Source organism: Legionella pneumophila subsp. pneumophila str. Philadelphia 1 (assembly GCF_000008485.1).
Lineage (GTDB): Bacteria > Pseudomonadota > Gammaproteobacteria > Legionellales > Legionellaceae > Legionella > Legionella pneumophila.
Genome location: NC_002942.5, coordinates 2279744 through 2299489 on the forward strand (window position 1 = coordinate 2279744; position 19746 = coordinate 2299489).

The window sequence follows — 19746 nt, forward strand, 5'->3', positions numbered from 1 at the left end:
CCAGAAGGCATGCAAGAATTGCTAAATTTTAACAATGTAATACTGCTGTGCACTGTAGATTCGATTAGTCATTTCAGGATAATATATACGCATTTTAAAGTAGGAAGACTTCATGTTGTCCGCAACCAGTTTAAAAATCATTTTTGCTGTTTCGATATTTATAGTCATTCTCATTGCAGGCTGGTACCCATTTAAAAAGCGACTTAAAGACGATAAACACATTGATTTTCCCATAGGTGAAACTTTGGCTACAGGTGTTTTTCTGGGTGCAGCACTCCTTCACATGTTACCTGAATCAAACACCTTATTTAAAGAAATGGGTTATAACTATCCATTTGCGTTTATTATTACCGGAGTAGTATTCCTTATTTTCTTGTGGTTTGAACATTTAGGAAAGGAACTATACCACCATCATGATGCAGAACATCCTGCTTTCGCAATACTCGCCTGGGCCATGCTTTCTGTCCACTCGCTTATGCTGGGAGCTGCTTTAGGTTTTACCCAATACAATTCCATGATCATTATGCTATTTTTAGCGATCATCACTCATAAGTGGGCGGAAAGTTTGGCTATAGCAATTCAATTAAATAAAAGCTCGATGAGCACTCGAAAAAGTATGGTATTTTTTTTCTTTTTTAGCCTTATGACACCCTTAGGCATTTATTTTGGTTGGTATTTTGGTCATGGAGTAGAAACTAACTCTTTATTCGACCCTATATTAATCGCGGCATCTGCCGGTACATTTCTCTATTTGGGAACTTTACATGGACTAGAGCGCTGTGTCATGGTAGAGCGTTGCTGTAATTTAAGTGATTTCAGCTTTGTAATCATAGGCTTTTTACTCATGGCATCGGTGGCCATCTATGTCTAAATTTTTACAACAAAAACCGATTATTCTCGCCTCATCTTCGACTATAAGACATAAACTCATGAAATCACTTGGCTTGGATTTCCTGGTTGTACCATCGAATTGTAACGAAGAAGAAATTAAAACAAGGCATAACTCCGTCGAACTAGTTGAGTTAGGGATTACCCTGGCTAAAATTAAAGCGTTGGATGTAAGCCAACATTATCCAGAGCACTATATCATTGCAGCAGATCAATTATGCGTCGCTGATAAAAGAGTATTTAACAAACCACTGAATCATCAAACAGCTGTAAGCCATTTGAGAGAGTTAAGCGGGAAGCAACATCAACAAATTGCTTGCCTGTGCATTGTTAAAGAGAGCAAAATACTTTGGCAATACCATGAAACGGCTACACTGACACTGCATCATCTAAGTGAAAAAACAATTGAAGCCTATTTACAAGCGGAAAAACCTTATCAGAGCTGTGGTGCTTATCAATATGAAGGCCTAGGCAAGTGGTTATTTAAGGAAGTACAAGGAAGCGAGGATACTATTCTTGGTTTGCCACTAATGCCATTAGTTAATGCGCTTGTAAACCTTAAGGTGGTAGGTATTTAAGTTAATAAATATAAAAAGATTAGGAAAGATCATGCACATACATAAAATTCAAGCACGTGAAATATTAGATTCTCGCGGTAATCCAACTATTGAGGCAGACGTTACTCTCACAACTGGCATTATTGGAAGAGCCAGCGTTCCTTCAGGTGCTTCCACAGGAAGCAGGGAAGCCTGTGAACTTAGAGACAATGATCCAAAACGATACGCTGGCAAGGGTGTACAAAAAGCAGTTAAACACGTTAATAACGAGATAAATCAGGCATTACAAGGATTGTCGGTTGAGGATCAGGAGAACTTGGATCGCATTTTATGCCAATTGGATAATACAGAAAACAAATCCCATCTGGGAGCTAATGCTATCCTGGCTACTTCTCTGGCATGTGCCAGAGCAAGAGCATTGTCTCTTAATCAGCCATTGTATATGACCCTTAATCAGGGTGACATGATGACCATGCCTGTTCCTATGATGAATATTCTGAATGGAGGCGCTCATGCTGATAATAATGTGGATATTCAAGAATTTATGATCATGCCAATCGGCGCTCCTGATTTTCCAGTTGCATTGCAAATGGGAACTGAAATTTTTCATGTACTGAAATCTGTGTTAAAAAAGCAAGGATTAAATACCGCTGTTGGTGATGAAGGTGGTTTTGCACCTAATATTCAATCCAATCGCCAAGCGCTGGATCTCCTTAGCGAAGCAATTGAAAAAGCAGGCTTTCGATTAGGGGAAGACATTGTATTTGCCCTGGATGTTGCGGCTTCTGAGCTTTTTAATGAGGGCTTTTATCATATGTATTCTGAAAATCAAAAATTTGATTCTCATCAACTCATAGAATACTATGCAAATCTTATTTCCAGTTATCCCATAGTCAGTATTGAAGATGGACTGGACGAAAAAGACTGGTCAGGATGGAAGCAATTAACCACCCATTTGGGAAATAAAGTTCAGCTCGTCGGAGATGATTTATTTGTAACTAATCCCAAAATTCTGCGAGAAGGAATTGCTCAGGGAATTGCTAATGCCATATTAATTAAAGTCAATCAAATAGGTACTTTAAGCGAAACCAGGCAAGCTATAAAGCTCGCATACGACAATGGATACCGATGTGTCATGTCCCATCGTTCAGGAGAAACAGAAGATACCTTCATTGCTGATCTTGCAGTAGCCAGTGGTTGTGGCCAAATAAAAACCGGATCTTTGTGTCGAACAGACAGGACTGCGAAATATAATCAACTACTAAGAATCAATGAATTGGCGTCTTTACCCTATGCTGGAAAAAACATTCTAAAGAGATGAGTTCAAGCTTTCAGCATTATTAATGTTTAAGTTGGGGTGATGTTGAGTGCTGAATAAAACTTGGCATCAGCTCTAATTTAAATCAAAGGTAATATAAATAAAATACAATTTAAAATCATCAGTTCGATAAAAAATTTAATACTATATACCCTGAACACATATTGCTCCTCGTGGTAATAAGATACTACAATAGTAATTAGATACATTCTTCAATAGAAAACTCTATGCGCCCCATATTCATTATCTTAATTGTTGCTTTAGTTGCTTTACAACATAAGCTATGGCTAGGTGATGGAAATATCATCCAATGGATTAAACTCGAAAAAAAATTGGAGGCTCATAAAAGTCAAAACGATAAATTAGCTGCCAGAAATAAAGCGTTGGAAGCAGATATCAAAGAGTTAAAAAGTGGTGATCAGGCTCTTGAAGAACAAGCTCGATATGAACTCGGCATGATTAAGCAAAATGAAGTATATTATCAATTTGTCGATTAGGCTTGAAAGGAGCTAGACCGGAATCAACTCTGTATGGGATGAGGGAATTTTATCCCAAAGGCTTAATACAAACCCTCCACCACCTGAACCGGTTGGCTTAACTGCAATTGCACCATCAGCAAACAAATGATTCATATGTTGTTGCAAGCCCTCACTAACCAAACCCCATTGTAAAAAACAATCTGCGGCTTTATTTATCGCTTTTGCCAAACGGTTTAAAGCATTACTCCCCCCTTCTTCCAAAACAGCTTTTGCTTCCTGAACAGCCTCTACCATTTGCTTATCTACTTGGTGAGCAAGTTCTGGATTTTTATTCCATAAATATTCAACTTGCTGTATACAATGAGAAGTAATGCCGATTTGATTGCAGGAGGATAAATACCAATAGGGATAAATGGTTTGCTTTACTGGGGTACAAAGCCCGGATTTAAAATATACACCAGTATCTGACGCTACACCAGCTACATCCAAGCCACTACTTTTACCATGAAACAGATGTTCTAATTGTTTGGCAAATTCATTGCATTGATTATCTTGTATCATTTGCTGCGCACAGTACCACCGACTCATGGCAACACAAAGCGCTGCCGAAGCACCCATGCCAACCCCAACAGGAATATTGGTTTCCAAATAAAAGTGACCTCCTAATTCATTCAGTGAACGTCCCAACAAGTGCATGCCGCGCTCTAATACGCTCCAAAATAATAAATGCATATCAGAACCATTAATGCCTTGAAATTCTGCGCTCAAGGACGGTGAGGAAGGGTTATATTTCAAAGTTAATTGCCTTTCCTTGATAGGAAATACTAAAGCTTCATGTCCCCTTACTACCGCGTGTTCACCTGCTAAAATCCACTTGCCAAAAGTGGTGGTTTCAAAATCATAAAACATCATAGTTTCCTACCAAATGATCCGATTTAAATTGTCGTGCGAGATCTGTTTGATCTGATCTATAAAGCAAATGAACATTGGGACCAGCATCCATAGTAACTACGGGGCCATCACCTTTCTCGTTCCAAAATTTTTCAATAACGCTCAATATATGCAAAGTATTATCTGTAATGTAAGAAAATGGTTTTTCACAGGTTTTAAATAATTGATGCATGTCAAGAAATTCATGCCAGCAAATTTGGTATATACTCGTCCAATCTTTGTTTTCAAAAGCGTTCAGTAACAACTTCAAATTTGCCTCTGCCCTTTCGCTTCGCGTTTCATAAAAAGGACTTGTTTTAACCAGCTTATGCGCTACCCTTGATGGTATTTCTTTTTCCTGACTGCTAATTACTATGACTTGGTGTAATAGATCTTTATAAGGCAAATCGATTGCAGAGACTTTATCGCCCGTCCATAACGCCCATGGTGCATAAAAAGAACGGCATGATGAGCCTGAACCTAATCGACTCAATTGTGCTTGCTCATCAATAGAAGGCAAAGGTTTTTGAGTGAGTTCACTTAATGCAATTGATGCACACTTTGTCAAGGCAGCAAAGCTGGAGGCAGAACTCGCTAAACCACTGCTATGAGGGAAATTATTACTGGATTGAATTAAAAACCCACCGACATATCCAAAATACTCTTTCAATCGTACTAAATGATCAATAAACCGTTTTTGCGCTTCAACTGACAGGTTAAATTCTGGTGCTCCAGGAATAGTAAGTGGCTCCCAAATGTCTTTTTTAGTCGGCAACTTCTCTAATTTCACGGAACTTAATAAATTACTCAAGGTGTAAGATAGAGAAGAATTATCAGGTAAATTGGAATTTTCATCCTTTTTACCCATATATTTGATCAAAGCAATATTAGCTGGTGCCTGAGCAAACCAATGCATAGTTAGTCTCCTTGAGGTCAATGACCAGGTGCATCATTCCATAAAATTTTATGTAATTGTAGTTGAAAACGAACTGGTAATTTATCCTGAATTATCCAATTTGCAAGATTAGTAGGATTTAGCTGATTCCAACTCGGAGAAAATAAGAGTTGTACCCGTTCAGCCAACTGATATTCACTCAGCATACTACATGCCCATTCATAATCAGTTCGGCTGCATAGCACAAACTTAATCTGATCAGTGGGCTTCAGAAAACTCAAATTGGACAGCAAGTTTTTATCTGCTTCCCTGGAATCAGGAGTTTTTAAGTCCATAACGATCATAACTCGTTGATCTACAGAGGCTATATCTCTGGCGCCACTGGTTTCCAAAGAGACAGAGTACCCTGCATCACAAAGTTTGCTTAATAAAAGAATACAGCCAGGTTGAGCAAGTGGTTCTCCACCAGTAACACAAACATGCTGACATTGATATGAAGCTACTTTATTCAAAATATCATCTATTTCAACAACTTCACCACCTGAAAAAGCATAAGCCGTATCACAATACTGACATCGCAATGGGCAGCCTGTCAGGCGAACAAATACAGTAGGCAAACCTACAGTTACTGATTCTCCTTGCAATGAATGAAAAATCTCCGTAATTCTTAATTGTTCATTAAATCGTTTCATAAAGCATTAATTGCTTCCAATTTAGAGCTGGCCAGTTGCGCTGTTGGTGTATCAGGATATGTTTTAACAACTTGTTGAAAACGCTTTTTAGCTTCTTGCTTGTCACCTTTCTCGGCATAAGCATAACCAGATTTTAACAAACTGGCTGCAGCCTTGCTGGATGAAGGATATTGCTGTAAAACAATCTCGAAATGTTCTATTGCTTTAGAATAGTCTTTTTTAACAAGATATAATTCACCTAGCCAGTACTCTGCATTCGCGGTGTAACCACCTCTGGGATATTTTTGCACAAAAGTCTGCATAGACTTAATCGCTTCATCATAGCGTTTATTTTTAACTAACTCGTATGCAGCCAGGTAGCTTATCTGTTCATCAGCAGGATTAGCCCTGGAAACAGCGACAACAGGCTGAGGTTTACCATTAGATGATCCTGCTTTGATTTGAGGAGAAGCCACTTTTAAAGTCTCTGGCGAATTAGATCCCAATGAAATATCTGTTGCTGGTTTATCATTTTGAACAGTTTTTGCTGAAGTTGAAGAATTGGATAATCGAGAATCCAGATCCTTGTAGAAAGCGACTTGCTGCTGCTGTAATAATTTCAAATCGTGTGCCTGTACTTCAAGCTGGCCACGTAACTCTTGTATTTCCTTTTGAAGCTGCTGAATTTTATCAATTAACTTTGCATTGTCACTGATAGTACTTCGGTCTTCTTTGACAAGTGCGGGTTCATCATAGGATTGAGAGGTATCGGTTGAGTAGTTATCATTTTGAGACCCATCCAACTCAGCATTCTCAATTTGAGGATTATCGTACTTGGGATTGACAAGAGGAGCTTCATACTCCTCTTGTCTGTCAATCATTGCAAAATTTTCACTATCATCTATTACTGGCGCTTCTGCCCATGAGGCGAAAGGAAGCATCAGTACAAAACATAGGGTGATAATGGATTTTTTGCAATTAATCATCTTGTTGCCTCATAAATAAACTCTACGCGTCGATTCTGCGCATGCGACGCTTCATCATGACCATAATTAGCCGGGCGCTCTTTGCCGTAGCTAACTACTCGAATTTGTTGTCTGCTAACACCTGCCATACGCAGAATTTCAGCTACAGTATCAGCACGGCGTTCACCAAGAGCAACGTTATATTCACGGCTACCACGCTCATCAGTATGTCCAGCTATCATCACTCGAGCACCTGGGTGAGTCTTTAAATATTCTGCCTGCGCGTTAACAGAAGGTAAATATTTTGATGCCAAAGTGCTGTCATCATACGCAAACAAATACAATTGATTATGCGGTGCCTGCGTTGTATAGGACTCACCAGGCTCTTGTCCAGCAAAGTGAGTCATTTGCCCCAAACCTTGGGCAGTAGCATCACCATCACCTACCGCAGCCCCACCATCCGCACTGCCTGGGGTTTTAGAACAGGCTGCAACCAATACAGCGCTTGCTACAAGCAGTCCCAGTTTATAAAACGATCCGGCTTTCATTCCACAATCTCCTTAAACTCTTCTTATTATTTTTTAGAAACTACACATGATAATCATGGAGAGCCATTGTACAATTCTTTTTATTTTTTGGCTATTCCTAATCACGTTTAATATGCGATACAACAAAGTCTGTTGCCGTTGCAGTAAATCGAAACGTAGCCTGATTCGCCGCAATAACTCCGCCATAAGGAGTATCTTGTGAACAAGGTATTTGTAAACTAACAATTCGCGAGCCTATAATTTGATTATCACTAATATGGGTTAGTACTATTTTTGCTGAAAATTCAAGAACACTAGGTTTCTTGATAAAATTTTGCTCTAATTTCAATAGTTGAGTATCCAATCGATAATCTGCTTCTTCACTATACGGACTTGATGTAACGGCATAAAAATACCCTGAACTCTGCAAGCTTTGTACTAATAAAGGAAAGAGCATATCCGCGGGAGGTGAGGTCCAGGCGTTTTTTACAAATGGTTCCAATTTAAACGGTTTCTTCATGTAAAGCATTTCTTCGGTCTGATATCCTGCTACCGCTTCAGGGACTGTAACTTGTATTGTTATGGGCCTGGGCTTCCTGGTCAATTGTTTGGTACTGTATGCTGTTAATTGATATTCGTTGGTCACTGGGACTTTAACAGGTGAACAACTCATCAGTGTTAATATTCCAAGTATAAAACAAACACTACTGAGAACTCTCATATTTTATTCCCCTGGCCCAAGTTTAGGTGCTTTCGTACCTCGAATAATCACAGAAGGGTTTTGCCTCATTTCATTGCTGACTTTTTCAAGGTTCGCTGAAATGGCATTCAAGCGTCGCAATAAAATGACTGCTGGAGGTATAGCCTGTTGGGAAATTTGATCGATAGTATTCTTGCCCGCTATCATCGTTTTTGAAACATCCTTACCCGCAGCACTCATATTGTCAGCTAAAGATTTGAATTTTGAAATACCTGTTTTTAAATCTTTTATCAACTGAGGAAATTGTTTGCTTGCATTCGCCATATTGGCTACAAACACGTCAAGATTATTTAAAGAACTATCAATTGTTTGACCTTTATCAGCGATTATTTCTGTAATACGCTCTAAATTAGCCAATGATTTTCTTACATTATCAGCGTTTTCTTCATTAAAGATAAGTTGAGCCTTTTCACTCACCGCACCTACATTCTCAGCAACCTCCTTTAAAACAGCATCCAACTGATTCAGAAGAGATGGTTTGGAAGGAATTACAGGATAGGGCTCCCCCGGCATTTTTCGTAAAGGAGTCAGCTCGGAAGATCCAGCAGATAACCCAACATAAGTAACTCCTGTAATACCCTGTGTAATTAAGGTTGCGGAAGTACTGGTTGTTATTGGCGTACTCTTTTCGATATTTAACAATAATTCCACTTGCCTGGGATCATTTTTATTTAATTTAATTTCCTTGACATAACCAACCTGCACACCATTGAATTTAACAGGCGATTCGACACTGAGACCAGAAACAGACTCCTTGAGATAAACAGTATAAGAAGTATACTCTTTCTGGTTAAACCCGACCGAGAGCCATAAACCCGCAGACAATAGGCCAGCTGTCAGAATAAGTACGATGAGGCCTACTATGGTGTAGTTGGTTTTAGATTCCAAGTAAGTTGTCCCCTCTGTTATAGTGTTTCTTAGAATTTGCTAAAGTATTCAGCGATTAGCGGGTTTTTATTTTTCATCAATTCATTAATGGGTTCAACACTAAGAATTTTCCCATCACCTACAAATGCAACACGATCTGTTGTCCTTTTTAAAGACTCTATATCATGACTAACCATGACTATGGTTAAATTTAACGCATCTCTTAAAAAAACAACCAAATCATCAAAAAGCCTGGCTCCCCTGGGATCCAATCCTGTTGTAGGTTCGTCCAGAAATAATAGCTCTGGATCCATTGCAATTGCCCTTGCCGCGGCAGCTCTTCTTTGCATTCCCCCACTTAACTCGGAAGGATATTTCACAGCTGCTTCTTTAGATAAGCCTACCAAAGTTATTTTTAAAAGTGCCAGTTCTTTCATAAAATCCTGATCTAAAGTAGTGAATTCCCTCATTGGGAACATCACATTCTCCAGAACGGTCATAGCTGAAAATAAAGCACTGTGCTGAAATAACATGCCCCATCGACGCCTAAGCCTGAAAGCTTGCTCCGTATCAAGATTATAAATTTCTTCACCGAATACTTTAATACTACCCGCAGAAGGTTTCAATAACATCAGCAAACTGCGTAATATGGTGGTTTTGCCACTTCCAGAGCCCCCTATAATAGCCAGGATTTCTCCCCTTTCTACGGTGAGATTAACATCGGTGTGCACCCATTGACCGCCAAGACAATTTTTCATTCCCTTGATTTCAATGACTGGTTCACTCATTTATAAACCCATCCAGCTATACGCTATGGAGAAAGCAGCGTCAGCAATAATAATTAAGAATAAAGCTTGCACAACACTTTTGGTTGTTTGGCTTCCTATACTATCAGCACTTGATTCTACTCTAAACCCCTGAAAACACCCCACTAAAGCAATTAATATTGAGAAGGCAGGAGCTTTATACAAACCCAGCATCATTTGGTTAAGTCCTACGGAATCTCTTAAGCGGCTTAAAAAATCTTCAAAACCGATGTTTAACATATTTTTGGACATGATCATTGCCCCCCAAATGCTAAAGACATCTGCCCAAAAAATTAATAAAGGAAACACTATTAATAAACCCAAGACTTTGGGTAAAACTAATAATTCAGTGGGAGAAAGCCCCATGGTCAAGATGGCATCTACCTCTTCATTAATCTTCATGCTGCCAATTTGAGCTGTGAATGATGAGCTGGTGCGCCCCGCTACAATGATTGCTGTAATTAAAGGTCCAAATTCCCGAAAAATTGCCATGCCAGATAAATAGGCAATAAAAATATTGGCACCATAAGTTTCTAATTGCAAACCCATTTGATAAGCTAAAACGACCCCTATCAAAAAAGACAATAAGCCAATGATGGGTAACGCTTTTAGCCCGGCAGAATCTATAACAGAAACAATGCTGGGCAAATGAAATCGCCGCCAATATGCAAACGCTTCGAAAAGCCTTGTGCTTAAATCTCCTATCAAAATAATCAAACCATCAACCTGATGCAATTTATTTTCTGACTCTTTACCAATCTGATAAAGAACACCTTCTTTGGAAACAGCAGGTAATTGATAGGAAAGAATATCTTGTTTGGACTCTATGAGCTCCAGCATTTGCTGTTGGCTATCAGAAAAATTGACTAATTCAATCTGGTTATTTCTTTTTTTAAGCTCATCTATGCATTTCTTTAATGCCAGAGCTCCAGCACTATCAAAAGCACTGATTTTTTCACCGTTTATGGTTATTTGTTGTGAATCAGGTAATGGGCTTGTACTAAATTTTTTAGGTAATCCATCAAGGGTTAAAACAGACCAGGAACCACAACACTGGTATGTTGCATTCTTTTGTTCGAAAACAATCTGTGCGCTAGTCTGTTCCATATTTATTTCTTTTTATTGAATTTTCCTAGAATAATACAAAATACCACAAGACCGCAAAAACTTACGATTCATGGTATCATAATAATATAGATAGTGCTCTTTTATATCCAGGTTATCTTCATGAATGAAAAGTTAATTGAAACCCAATCTAACCTCATCAAACAGGCGGAAACAGAACTCATTCAATCTAACCAGCTGCTGGAGTCTTTACAACAAGAAAAAGGACTACAGGAAGAATCCGACTTGGATGAATTGGACTCACTCAAATCCCTTATTCTGGTTTTGCAATACAGACTGGATACACAAAATGCCTTAAGCCAGTTAGGTCATTTACAACAATACCTGCTTCAGTTATTGGGGGTAGAAGCCAAACATTCTTTTGAATTCAATATTGAGCGATTGGCCTTTGCTCTGGGAACAGATGAATTAAAACAAATTCTGGCTATGCTTAATCATTTGGTAGATTCGTTGTTACGTGTTATTGCCCAAAAGCAACTTAAAGAGTCTCAGGACAAAAAGAAATCACTTCAACAAACCAAGCAATTCAAACCGATAGATACCCTGGTTAATGTTTTGAATAAACAAAAATTATTTATGGCAAAACTTGATGAATTAAAGCTGGCTCTTGAAAACATTGGCGGAGCTCCACAACCAGGCATAGTTTATGACCATATTGCTGCGTTACAAGGGCCCATATCCCGTTTCTACCAGGCACTACAACATGGTTTAGGCTTAAGTAACTCTCTTTATCAACAGTTACAGAAAAAAAATCAATTGAGTTATCAATTACCTGATACCTTGCTTAAACCAGAACACGTTATTCGTAATATGAACTTTCATCCCGAATCGCAGCGACTATTCAAAACAACCTTGGAACGCAATAAGATCGAGAACCTTGAAGAACGAGCTGCGGCCAAAAGGCTCGGGCATTTTTTTAATCATTAACCCTAATAAACCACTTACTGCCTCAATAAAATTTAAACTCATGCCCAGTAATGATTGTGTACAAAATTTAATCAAATAATCCCGTGTAGTCTATACTTAAATAAAATACGCTTTAAGGAGTAAAAAATGGGACGTTTTATCTTTAAAGGGACCTCTTTAATAAAACTGATGCTAGCTTTTACCCTTCTGATTGGAGCTTTGATTTTAGTAACGCCTGCAAATGCCAAAGCAGTTAACAGAGATATCAATCCGATAATTAATAAATCCAATCCGACTCAAATGGCTTACTGGGTACGCTATAGATATTGGGGCCCATATTACTATCGCGGATACTACTATAGACCGTATTACTATCGCTGGGGTTATCCATATTACAGACCTTACTACAGGCCCTACTACAGACCTTATTACTATTATCGCTGGTAGGCGATAAGACGCTGCTGGCCTATGTATAGAATATAGCTATGGTGATATAGCCTAAGAAGGCTTTGCCAAGAAGAGGATATTATACTTATAACACAGCAGCACGCTTTGATCCCTTCATGGTAGAAACAGGTTCTGGTTTAAAATGGGATATACAGCTTTTTAGGTGAGTTTTGAGATTTGAGTAGAGTGAGTTCAGCTATTTTCTCATTCAGACAATTGATATAAAGATCAAGTCTGTAACTAATGTGGCCTTGTTTTAATTTAATATGATTACCAATAACAGAAGCAGCTCTACAATCAACTAAAGCACCAGAAAAATTAGATAGATTAACTGAACTAATGATCTTCTCATCAAGTTTAGTAAAGCCCCATTGCCCATTATACAAACATCCATAAACAAAATAATAATCCAACTTATTTTGCTGGCAATTCTTGACTCTTACCAAGGTAGGTTTTTTTTGCGATAGTTCTTTTTTTATTTTATCAAGTTTTGATCGTGCTTCATTCTCATTTTCTGCTGGAACATCGATTGATTTCAAAGCAATATAGCCGGGTGGGCAAACATCCGGACTTTTTAGTCCGGTATCGTCGAATAGAGATGCCAGGACAATATTCCAATCATAATCCTGATCATTAGGCTTTAGTTTACCCACTGAATCGAGATCAATTATGTAGGCTCTAAAGGTACCATCTTGCTTTCTTTCTATCAAAAAATTGTCATATTTTAAATCGCAGTGCTTCAATCCAAGCTCAGTAAAGCGCTTAAACTCACAAAATACTGCATGGTTTAGTTGACACCAGGTTAACTGATCTTCTTCCCTACTAGTAAAAGAAAATAGCGTTTTACCGGGTAAATAAGGGAGAACCAATCGAATTCCTTTATCTGTAAACAAATAGGCTTTATTATCTGGATAAACCAAATTCCATATATCCAGTTCATGCTGATAGCGTGCTCTGTTCCATTCATTATTAAGCTTTTTATCTCTAAGATCTGAAGAGGAACGGACTTTATCTGGTCTAGGTTGTTTAACAACATATTTAGGAGGCTGGTTTTGATGGCCAAAAAATCTAGTCCACGCAGTCCATCCATGTGCTGGTGAACCATTTGGAGTAAATTCATTTCCATCAACATCTTCAATACAGGATTCATCGCCATCCGCGTTTGCAGAGAAATGGTATTCAAGTTTGGATTTCATGATAATTACCTTAATTTGTTACCAAGAAGCTAGCTAAACGAAAAAAATAGTTAACTCATGGTTAAATTAATGATACCAAATAAATCACTGTGTTGAATAGAAATGCAATGGTCTATTTCATGATTTTATGCTAAAATTGACGCTATTTTTCAAAAGTAAATTCAGGCATGCAAAACGAATACAGCCAATTTGAACAGCGTAAGCGCGATCACATAGAACTGGCCTTAATGCCAGCCAATCAAAGCAGCGAATTAAATCCCTTTGATCATTTTTCTTTGGTGCATGAAGCCTTACCTGACCTTGATTTTAAAGACATTTCCATACAAAGCATCCGGTTTAAAAAACCGGTTGAAAAACCATTTATTATCAGTTCAATGACAGCAGGCCATTCCAATGCTCTAGAAATTAACTATCGATTAATGGAAGCGTGCTCAAAAACAAAATGGGCAATGGGCGTTGGCTCACAACGCAGAGAATTAACCGATAAACAAGCCGCATTTGAGTGGACGCCACTCCGTCGTGATTTCCCCATGGTCAGCCTGTTCAGTAATCTGGGAATCGCTCAGTTAATTGACACTCCAATTTCTGCAATCCAGCGCTTAATTGATACATTGCAAGCTGAAGCATTGATTATTCATTGCAATCCATTACAAGAGTGTATTCAACCTGAAGGGACAACTAATTTTCAAGGGTGCTGGACAGCATTGGAAGCGTTAGTCAAAAAGATTGCTTCTCCAGTTATAATAAAAGAAACTGGTTGTGGTTTTTCAAAAAATACGCTGCTCCGGTTAAATAATATAGGTGTTGCCGCTGTTGAAATCAGTGGTGTGGGGGGTACGCATTGGGGGCGAATTGAAGGACATCGGGCAAACAAGGATCCGATAAGACAACGAACTGCTGATACTTTTCGAAATTGGGGCATTGATACTTTACAAAGCACTCGTAACGCCATTAGCCTTAATCCCTCTTTCGAAATTTGGGGTTCTGGCGGCGTAAGAAATGGTTTGGATGCTGCAAAACTGTTTGCGCTCGGTGCTACCACAGTCGGCTTCGCGAAACCCATGCTTGAAGCGGCTTTGGGCTCAACCGGGCAAGTACTGACCCAAATGAATACAATTGAATATGAATTGAAAACTGCTATGTTTTGTACTGGCAGCCGAGTTCTTGATGATTTAAAGGAGAAGGCATGTCCATAGCTGCTAATGCCGGTGAATTATTTCGCGGATTCTCAAAGTTATCACGTGAAGAGCGCTTTCAAAGGTTATGCGCTTTAGGTGCCTTGACTCATGAAGACATAACATTTCTTAAACAAGGTGGTATTAAAGATTTAAACTTGGCCGACAAATTGATTGAAAATGTGATTGGATATTTTCAGCTTCCATTGGGTGTGGCTACTAATTTTAATATTGATGGACGTGATTATGTAATACCTTTGGCAGTGGAAGAAACCTCTATTATTGCTGCTCTTTCCAAATCAGCGAAATGGATTAGGCAGCATGGTGAAATCAATACCTGGGTTCACGGAGAATGTATTCTTGGGCAAATTCAACTGGCAAAAATAAAGGACTTTCAAAGATTCTCTGACCTCTTTAATAAAAATCGTCAATATTTTATAGAAATAGCGAATAAAGACGTTGCCGCCAATATGGTCAAACGAGGCGGCGGTGTTACGGATTTGCAAGTACGTCATTTAAAGAGAGACGATGGACAAGATATGGCAGTAATTCATTTGACGATGAACAGCTGCGATGCTATGGGTGCCAATATCATCAATCAAGTACTTGAATATTTAAAACAACCCATAGAACAAATAACTGGTGAAGAAGTCACCATGTGTATTTTATCGAACTTAAATGATCAAAAATTAACGACCGCTCAAGTCATCATTCGTAATATTGACCCCATCCTCGGTCAAAAATTGCAAGAGGCCTCACTCTTTGCAGAAATAGATCCCTATCGCGCTGCTACCCATAATAAAGGGGTTATGAATGGAATTGATCCGGTTTTAATTGCTACAGGGAATGATTGGCGAGCTGTGGAAGCTGGAATACACGCCTATGCGGCACGTTCGGGACAATACAAAGCAATTACTCGCTGGCGGTATCAAAATGAAATACTCACAGGAGAGTTAACTGCTCCTATCATAGTAGGTACTGTTGGAGGCGTAACCTCTTTACACCCCACGGCTAAAATGTGTTTACGAATGATGGATATCACTTCTGCCAATCAACTCTCCCAAGTCATCGCAGCAGTTGGACTAGTGCAAAATCTTGGCGCACTCAAAGCTTTATGCACTGACGGGATCATTCAAGGCCATATGAAATTGCATATTGATAATTTGCTATTAGTTGCAGGGGCTAATGAAAATGAAATGCCCGTGCTCAAAGAAAAATTGCAAGAATGGCTTAACCTGAACAAACGAGTCAGCTTGAATAACGCTTATGACCTATTAGCTGAAATCCGACAAGCTCCTGTTGCAGTATGAAATGGCAAATTCCCGCTAAAACATTTTTACTAGGAGAATACGCTGCCATTGCGGGAGAACCAGCTATCCTATTAACGACAAGCCCTTGCTTTACTCTTACATTAACTGAAAATGCAAAATTAGAAGGAATTCATCCGGAGTCACCTGCAGGATTATGGTGGCAAAAAAATCAATGCCATCCCTTTGGCCTATCCTGGCAAGACCCTTATCATGGCCAAGGCGGCCTGGGCGCATCCAGCGCGCAATTTTTAGCCTGTTATTTGGCAACTTGTTCACTGCAAGAGATTACCCCTCAATTAAACCATATGCTTGAGGCCTATTACCAATCGTCCTGGTCGGGGTTGGGGTTAAGACCCAGTGGTTATGATGTGATTGCTCAGTCACAGCAAGGTTGTGTTTACATTGATAAACAAAAAAATCAGGTTAATTCGTTCTCCTGGCCATTCAAAGATTTATCCTTCTTGATCATTCACACCGGCAACAAATTGGCGACACATCATCATCTTCAAGAAGTCACCCTACCATCTCAAATAGATTACCTCGCCTCTTTGGTTATCAAAGCAAAAGAAGCTTTTGATTTGGCTCGTAGCCACCATTTAATCCAATGTATTAACTTATATGCTCAAAAATTGACGGAATTAAATCTGGTGAGTCAACATAGTCTGCCTCTTATTCAGTCTATAAAATCTTATCCGGAAACCTTGGCAATAAAAGGCTGTGGTGCTTTAGGAGCTGATACTTTGTTAATTCTTACCGATAAAAGAGACTTACAATCTCTCAAAGATAAAGTTCAAGATCAAAACTGGTTAATTTTAGCTACAGAAGATAATCTAACTGTCAGGAATAATAATTCCTTGTTTGAAAAAAGCATATAAATAACACATCTTGTTTGTTAAACAAAAAATAATCTCTAAAAAGACTTGAAATTCTGCTCTAATCCGGTATGATTTCAGCCTCTTTAGGGCCGTTAGCTCAGGTGGTAGAGCAGGAGGCTTTTAACCTCTGTGTCATAGGTTCGAATCCTATACGGCCCACCAGTTTTTAATAAACCTATACCATCAACTATTGTATTTTGCTGGTTATACCCTGAAAGGGCCGTTAGCTCAGGTGGTAGAGCAGGAGGCTTTTAACCTCTGTGTCATAGGTTCGAATCCTATACGGCCCACCATTCTGGTCTCCCTCCTGCATAAACAGACCAGAAATATATAAAATGTTCATCCACACCCCATTGCGCTCGTAGCTCAGCTGGATAGAGTACTTGGCTTCGAACCAAGGTGTCGGGGGTTCGAGTCCCTCCGAGCGCACCATTTAAACCCTTTAAAATCAGGTAGTTAACGGTTGCCTGGATCGAAACGTGCCGTAAAAACCAAGTTACAGTGACGAAAACGTGCCAGAATTTTTTGTAATTCTTTCCGCTGCCACCTTTAAATGGTCACTTGAAAGATGCGCGTAACGTAACACCATTTCATATTCTGACCATCCACCTAATTGCTGTAATTCTTGCAATGAGGTACCATTTTGCACATGCCAACTTGCCCAAGTGTGACGCAAGTCATGCCAGCGAAAATCTTTGATTCCTGCCCGAATCAACGCTTTTTGCCAAGCATGATTATTACATCGCGTAACAGGCTTACCAAAATAGGTAAATACAAATGTGGGATGTAAGCCCACTTGTTTTTCTATAATGACAATTGCCTGAGAGTTTAAAGGAACAGGGATAGCCTTCTTTGTTTTAGATTGATCAGGGTGAATGAGTGCATGTTTTCTAATTAAATCCACTTCACTCCACTGCAATTGAGTAACATTAGATTGGCGTAAACCAGTTGCCAAAGTAAAAGCTGCCATATCTTTCAAATGATTTGGTAGCTCCTGAATCAATTTATTAGCCTGTCCCCTACTCAACCAACGTATACGTTTATTTTCAACTTTTCTCATTCTGAATAATGGCATGGTGTTTATCCACTGCCATTCCTTATGAGCTTTGTTTAAAATAGCACGTATAATTTCCAACATTCGGTTGACCGTCGTTGGAGTAACATTAGTCCGCTCTTTTTCTTGCGCAATAAATTCAATTAATTCGGCGTTAATTTCATCTAACGTTTTCTGGCCAAGATAAGGGTCCAGAAAGGCCAAATGAAATTTATCCGTAACTAAACTTCGTTTATGCGCTGATTCCTCTAACCATCGCACAACAGCATCTACCCACGATTTCTGTTGGGGTAATTTGGTATGCTTGTTACTCCATAGATCTTGTAGAAAATTATCATGGAATTGTTGCGCTTGTTGTTTTACTTTAGTCCTAGTGCTTCTGCGTATACGCTTGTCACCGAAGGTGACGTCGATCCACCAAAACCCATTTTTTTTCGTGAGTGCCATTTATTATCTCCTATATCGACACCCCACGATGCATCGCAAGTAGAGTACTTGTTTCGCATATACATCGCAAGATCTTGTTCTATAAAACGCCAACCTCGCCCTATCTTTACTCCAGGTAGTTCACCTGATGCAGCCATTCGTCGGATAGTTTCCCTGTGGGCGCCTAGAAACTTTGAAGCCTCTTCAATATTAAAAGTATTCATAAGCAACCCCATTTATAACCCTGGTGCACATATTTATTAGTATTGAGTTCAAGAATTAAATGATAAAGCCTCACAAGATCCCGTTCGCAATATAGATTAGTTGGCATTAACTCATCGAAATAAATAGAACGTAATTGTCTTATTGAGCAATTTAGTAAAGCAGCAATGTCTTTTAGAGTATAGTTAGTTGACTCTAATAGATAATTAATGATGTTCTTACAGATTTGTAGCCTAAAGTTATTTTCCACAACGAATACTCCTTTTCAACTTATTCTGTAGATAGCTACAGAAAACGCCTAAACATATTTTTTTATCTAAATCGGTTTGTTTATTTGTTACTGTTCATTCAACTTATGTGTATAATAAACGCTAGGTAAACAATACACACAAATATAAACGATAACGTTTATAATAAACAATTATGTTTATTTTGCAAGGTATTTATATGGATATAAAATTAAAAATAGGGTTAAGAATTAAAGAGTCGCGAAAAAACAAAAAATTCACTGCAGTGCAGTTGGCTGAAGTCACTGGTTTTTCAGCGCAACGAATTAGTAATTGGGAACGAGGAACAAGAACGCCCAGGTTTAAAGATGCAGAAATACTCGGTAGTGCATTGGGTGTTTCTCCAACATGGTTATTATTTTTAGATATTGACCACAAACCTATGAAGGATCATCCCTTCCAAACGATCCCTATAATCAATGCCTCATCTAAAATTGAAGGTTACCTCCCAATACCTTCATCAATTCAAGACAACATAACGCATGATGATTTTGCTTTTATTGTGCACGATAAAAGTATGTCTCCTATTTATAATGCAGGTGACCTAGTTACTTTCTGTAAAGAAAAACAGAACCACTGCGATTTAGTACTGATTCATATTAACGCTACAGAAGAGAACTTATTTAGAAAAATAAGCTCAGAAGACAATACGTTTATATGCTCACCTATCAATCCGGACTGGCCACAAATTCGATTTGAATCAGCATCAATGTTTCAAATAATAGGTTGGGTAAAGAATGGGGCTAAAGTATTTTATTAATTAATGAATAAAGAATTTCCTATCTTTACAATCATTAAGATCTCATCATTTGAAAACCCCTTTTTCAGAACAAGCTTATTTAAAGATATCCCAAATATATCGGATAATGTAACAAGATTGTGTTCTGTACTGCTTAAGATTGTATCAATAACCTGAGTCGCAATACGCTCTCCATTAATAACCTGTTCACTTACAATCTTCATGATTAAAATCCTTATTACGACAACAACAACGTACTTTACTTATTTGACAAGCTTGATTTGATTAGAGCATAATATGTTTGTCATTTATATCACTAAA

Annotated in this window: 23 protein-coding genes and 3 tRNA genes; 13 read left to right on the forward strand and 13 right to left on the reverse strand. The window is 38.6% G+C overall.

What is annotated here, in order from left to right:
• Nucleotides 1-112 precede the first annotated feature (112 nt).
• The 4 genes from LPG_RS10215 (at nt 113) to ftsB (ending at nt 3260) form a co-directional block, all read left to right on the forward strand.
• A complete protein-coding gene (locus tag LPG_RS10215) occupies nt 113-871 on the forward strand; it encodes a ZIP family metal transporter (RefSeq protein WP_010947751.1) in 759 nt (252 codons plus the stop codon).
• Nucleotides 864-1466, forward strand: a complete 603-nt coding sequence (locus LPG_RS10220) for a Maf family protein (RefSeq protein WP_010947752.1) — start codon at nt 864-866, stop codon at nt 1464-1466. The genes LPG_RS10215 and LPG_RS10220 overlap by 8 nt, the downstream gene beginning before the upstream one ends.
• A gap of 31 nt (nt 1467-1497) precedes the next feature.
• Entirely contained in the window at nt 1498-2766 is a 1269-nt protein-coding gene (gene eno / locus LPG_RS10225) for a phosphopyruvate hydratase (protein ID WP_010947753.1), read from the forward strand.
• A gap of 224 nt (nt 2767-2990) precedes the next feature.
• On the forward strand, nt 2991-3260 hold the full coding sequence (ftsB, locus tag LPG_RS10230) for a cell division protein FtsB (protein ID WP_010947754.1): 270 nt from the start codon (nt 2991-2993) through the stop codon (nt 3258-3260).
• Nucleotides 3261-3272: 12 nt separating this feature from the next.
• Here ftsB and LPG_RS10235 read toward each other — a convergent pair whose 3' ends face one another.
• The 9 genes from LPG_RS10235 to LPG_RS10275 form a co-directional block, all read right to left on the reverse strand.
• Nucleotides 3273-4151 (reverse strand): mevalonate kinase family protein, encoded by an 879-nt coding sequence (locus LPG_RS10235; RefSeq protein WP_015444329.1) that lies wholly within the window; start codon nt 4149-4151, stop codon nt 3273-3275.
• Complete coding sequence (locus tag LPG_RS10240; protein ID WP_014844311.1) at nt 4141-5088, reverse strand: diphosphomevalonate/mevalonate 3,5-bisphosphate decarboxylase family protein; 948 nt, start codon at nt 5086-5088, stop codon at nt 4141-4143. Before LPG_RS10240 ends, LPG_RS10235 begins: the two co-directional genes overlap by 11 nt.
• 17 nt (nt 5089-5105) lie before the next feature.
• Nucleotides 5106-5759, reverse strand: a complete 654-nt coding sequence (gene queE / locus LPG_RS10245) for a 7-carboxy-7-deazaguanine synthase QueE (protein ID WP_010947757.1) — start codon at nt 5757-5759, stop codon at nt 5106-5108.
• Complete coding sequence (gene ybgF / locus LPG_RS10250; protein WP_010947758.1) at nt 5756-6724, reverse strand: tol-pal system protein YbgF; 969 nt, start codon at nt 6722-6724, stop codon at nt 5756-5758. The genes queE and ybgF overlap by 4 nt, the downstream gene beginning before the upstream one ends.
• Nucleotides 6721-7251 (reverse strand): peptidoglycan-associated lipoprotein Pal, encoded by a 531-nt coding sequence (pal, locus tag LPG_RS10255; RefSeq protein ID WP_010947759.1) that lies wholly within the window; start codon nt 7249-7251, stop codon nt 6721-6723. The genes ybgF and pal overlap by 4 nt, the downstream gene beginning before the upstream one ends.
• A 97-nt stretch (nt 7252-7348) precedes the next feature.
• The gene (locus tag LPG_RS10260) at nt 7349-7951 is read right to left on the reverse strand and encodes an ABC-type transport auxiliary lipoprotein family protein (protein WP_010947760.1); all 603 of its coding nucleotides are present in this window, start codon (nt 7949-7951) and stop codon (nt 7349-7351) included.
• 3 nt (nt 7952-7954) lie between these two features.
• Nucleotides 7955-8878, reverse strand: a complete 924-nt coding sequence (locus LPG_RS10265) for an MlaD family protein (protein ID WP_010947761.1) — start codon at nt 8876-8878, stop codon at nt 7955-7957.
• Between the two features lie 29 nt (nt 8879-8907).
• Nucleotides 8908-9645, reverse strand: coding sequence for an ABC transporter ATP-binding protein (locus LPG_RS10270; RefSeq protein WP_010947762.1), 738 nt, complete (start codon nt 9643-9645; stop codon nt 8908-8910).
• A complete protein-coding gene (locus LPG_RS10275; protein WP_010947763.1) occupies nt 9646-10770 on the reverse strand; it encodes an MlaE family ABC transporter permease in 1125 nt (374 codons plus the stop codon).
• Between the two features lie 120 nt (nt 10771-10890).
• On the opposite strand from LPG_RS10275, the gene LPG_RS10280 reads away from it, so the two are divergent.
• Both LPG_RS10280 and LPG_RS10285 read left to right on the forward strand, forming a co-directional pair.
• Nucleotides 10891-11715, forward strand: a complete 825-nt coding sequence (locus tag LPG_RS10280; RefSeq protein ID WP_015444328.1) for a hypothetical protein — start codon at nt 10891-10893, stop codon at nt 11713-11715.
• A 126-nt stretch (nt 11716-11841) separates the two neighbouring features.
• Nucleotides 11842-12141 carry a hypothetical protein gene (locus LPG_RS10285; RefSeq protein ID WP_010947765.1) on the forward strand — a complete coding sequence of 100 codons (300 nt, stop codon included), beginning with the start codon at nt 11842-11844 and terminating at the stop codon, nt 12139-12141.
• A 137-nt stretch (nt 12142-12278) separates the two neighbouring features.
• Here LPG_RS10285 and LPG_RS10290 read toward each other — a convergent pair whose 3' ends face one another.
• Nucleotides 12279-13337 carry a lpg2050 family Dot/Icm T4SS effector gene (locus tag LPG_RS10290; RefSeq protein ID WP_010947766.1) on the reverse strand — a complete coding sequence of 353 codons (1059 nt, stop codon included), beginning with the start codon at nt 13335-13337 and terminating at the stop codon, nt 12279-12281.
• 167 nt (nt 13338-13504) lie between these two features.
• On the opposite strand from LPG_RS10290, the gene fni reads away from it, so the two are divergent.
• The 6 genes from fni to LPG_RS10320 all read left to right on the forward strand — a co-directional run bounded on the left by fni (nt 13505) and on the right by LPG_RS10320 (nt 17129).
• Nucleotides 13505-14533, forward strand: coding sequence for a type 2 isopentenyl-diphosphate Delta-isomerase (fni, locus tag LPG_RS10295; protein ID WP_010947767.1), 1029 nt, complete (start codon nt 13505-13507; stop codon nt 14531-14533).
• Complete coding sequence (locus LPG_RS10300; protein ID WP_010947768.1) at nt 14524-15822, forward strand: hydroxymethylglutaryl-CoA reductase, degradative; 1299 nt, start codon at nt 14524-14526, stop codon at nt 15820-15822. The genes fni and LPG_RS10300 overlap by 10 nt, the downstream gene beginning before the upstream one ends.
• Entirely contained in the window at nt 15819-16697 is an 879-nt protein-coding gene (locus LPG_RS10305; protein ID WP_010947769.1) for a mevalonate kinase family protein, read from the forward strand. Before LPG_RS10300 ends, LPG_RS10305 begins: the two co-directional genes overlap by 4 nt.
• A gap of 86 nt (nt 16698-16783) precedes the next feature.
• A tRNA-Lys gene (locus tag LPG_RS10310) sits at nt 16784-16859 on the forward strand.
• A 55-nt stretch (nt 16860-16914) separates the two neighbouring features.
• Nucleotides 16915-16990 (forward strand) — tRNA-Lys (locus LPG_RS10315).
• A 62-nt stretch (nt 16991-17052) separates the two neighbouring features.
• A tRNA-Arg gene (locus LPG_RS10320) sits at nt 17053-17129 on the forward strand.
• 64 nt (nt 17130-17193) lie between these two features.
• On the opposite strand, the gene LPG_RS10325 is transcribed toward LPG_RS10320, so the two are convergent.
• Entirely contained in the window at nt 17194-18198 is a 1005-nt protein-coding gene (locus LPG_RS10325; RefSeq protein ID WP_010947770.1) for a tyrosine-type recombinase/integrase, read from the reverse strand.
• Nucleotides 18111-18401 (reverse strand): helix-turn-helix domain-containing protein, encoded by a 291-nt coding sequence (locus LPG_RS10330; protein ID WP_025862379.1) that lies wholly within the window; start codon nt 18399-18401, stop codon nt 18111-18113. Before LPG_RS10330 ends, LPG_RS10325 begins: the two co-directional genes overlap by 88 nt.
• Before the next feature lie 445 nt (nt 18402-18846).
• Between LPG_RS10330 and LPG_RS10335 the strand changes: the two genes are divergently transcribed.
• Nucleotides 18847-19446 carry a helix-turn-helix domain-containing protein gene (locus LPG_RS10335; protein WP_015444252.1) on the forward strand — a complete coding sequence of 200 codons (600 nt, stop codon included), beginning with the start codon at nt 18847-18849 and terminating at the stop codon, nt 19444-19446.
• Here the strand turns inward: LPG_RS10335 and LPG_RS10340 are convergent.
• Nucleotides 19443-19649, reverse strand: coding sequence for a hypothetical protein (locus LPG_RS10340; protein ID WP_021436844.1), 207 nt, complete (start codon nt 19647-19649; stop codon nt 19443-19445). The genes LPG_RS10335 and LPG_RS10340 overlap by 4 nt on opposite strands.
• Nucleotides 19650-19746 lie beyond the last annotated feature (97 nt).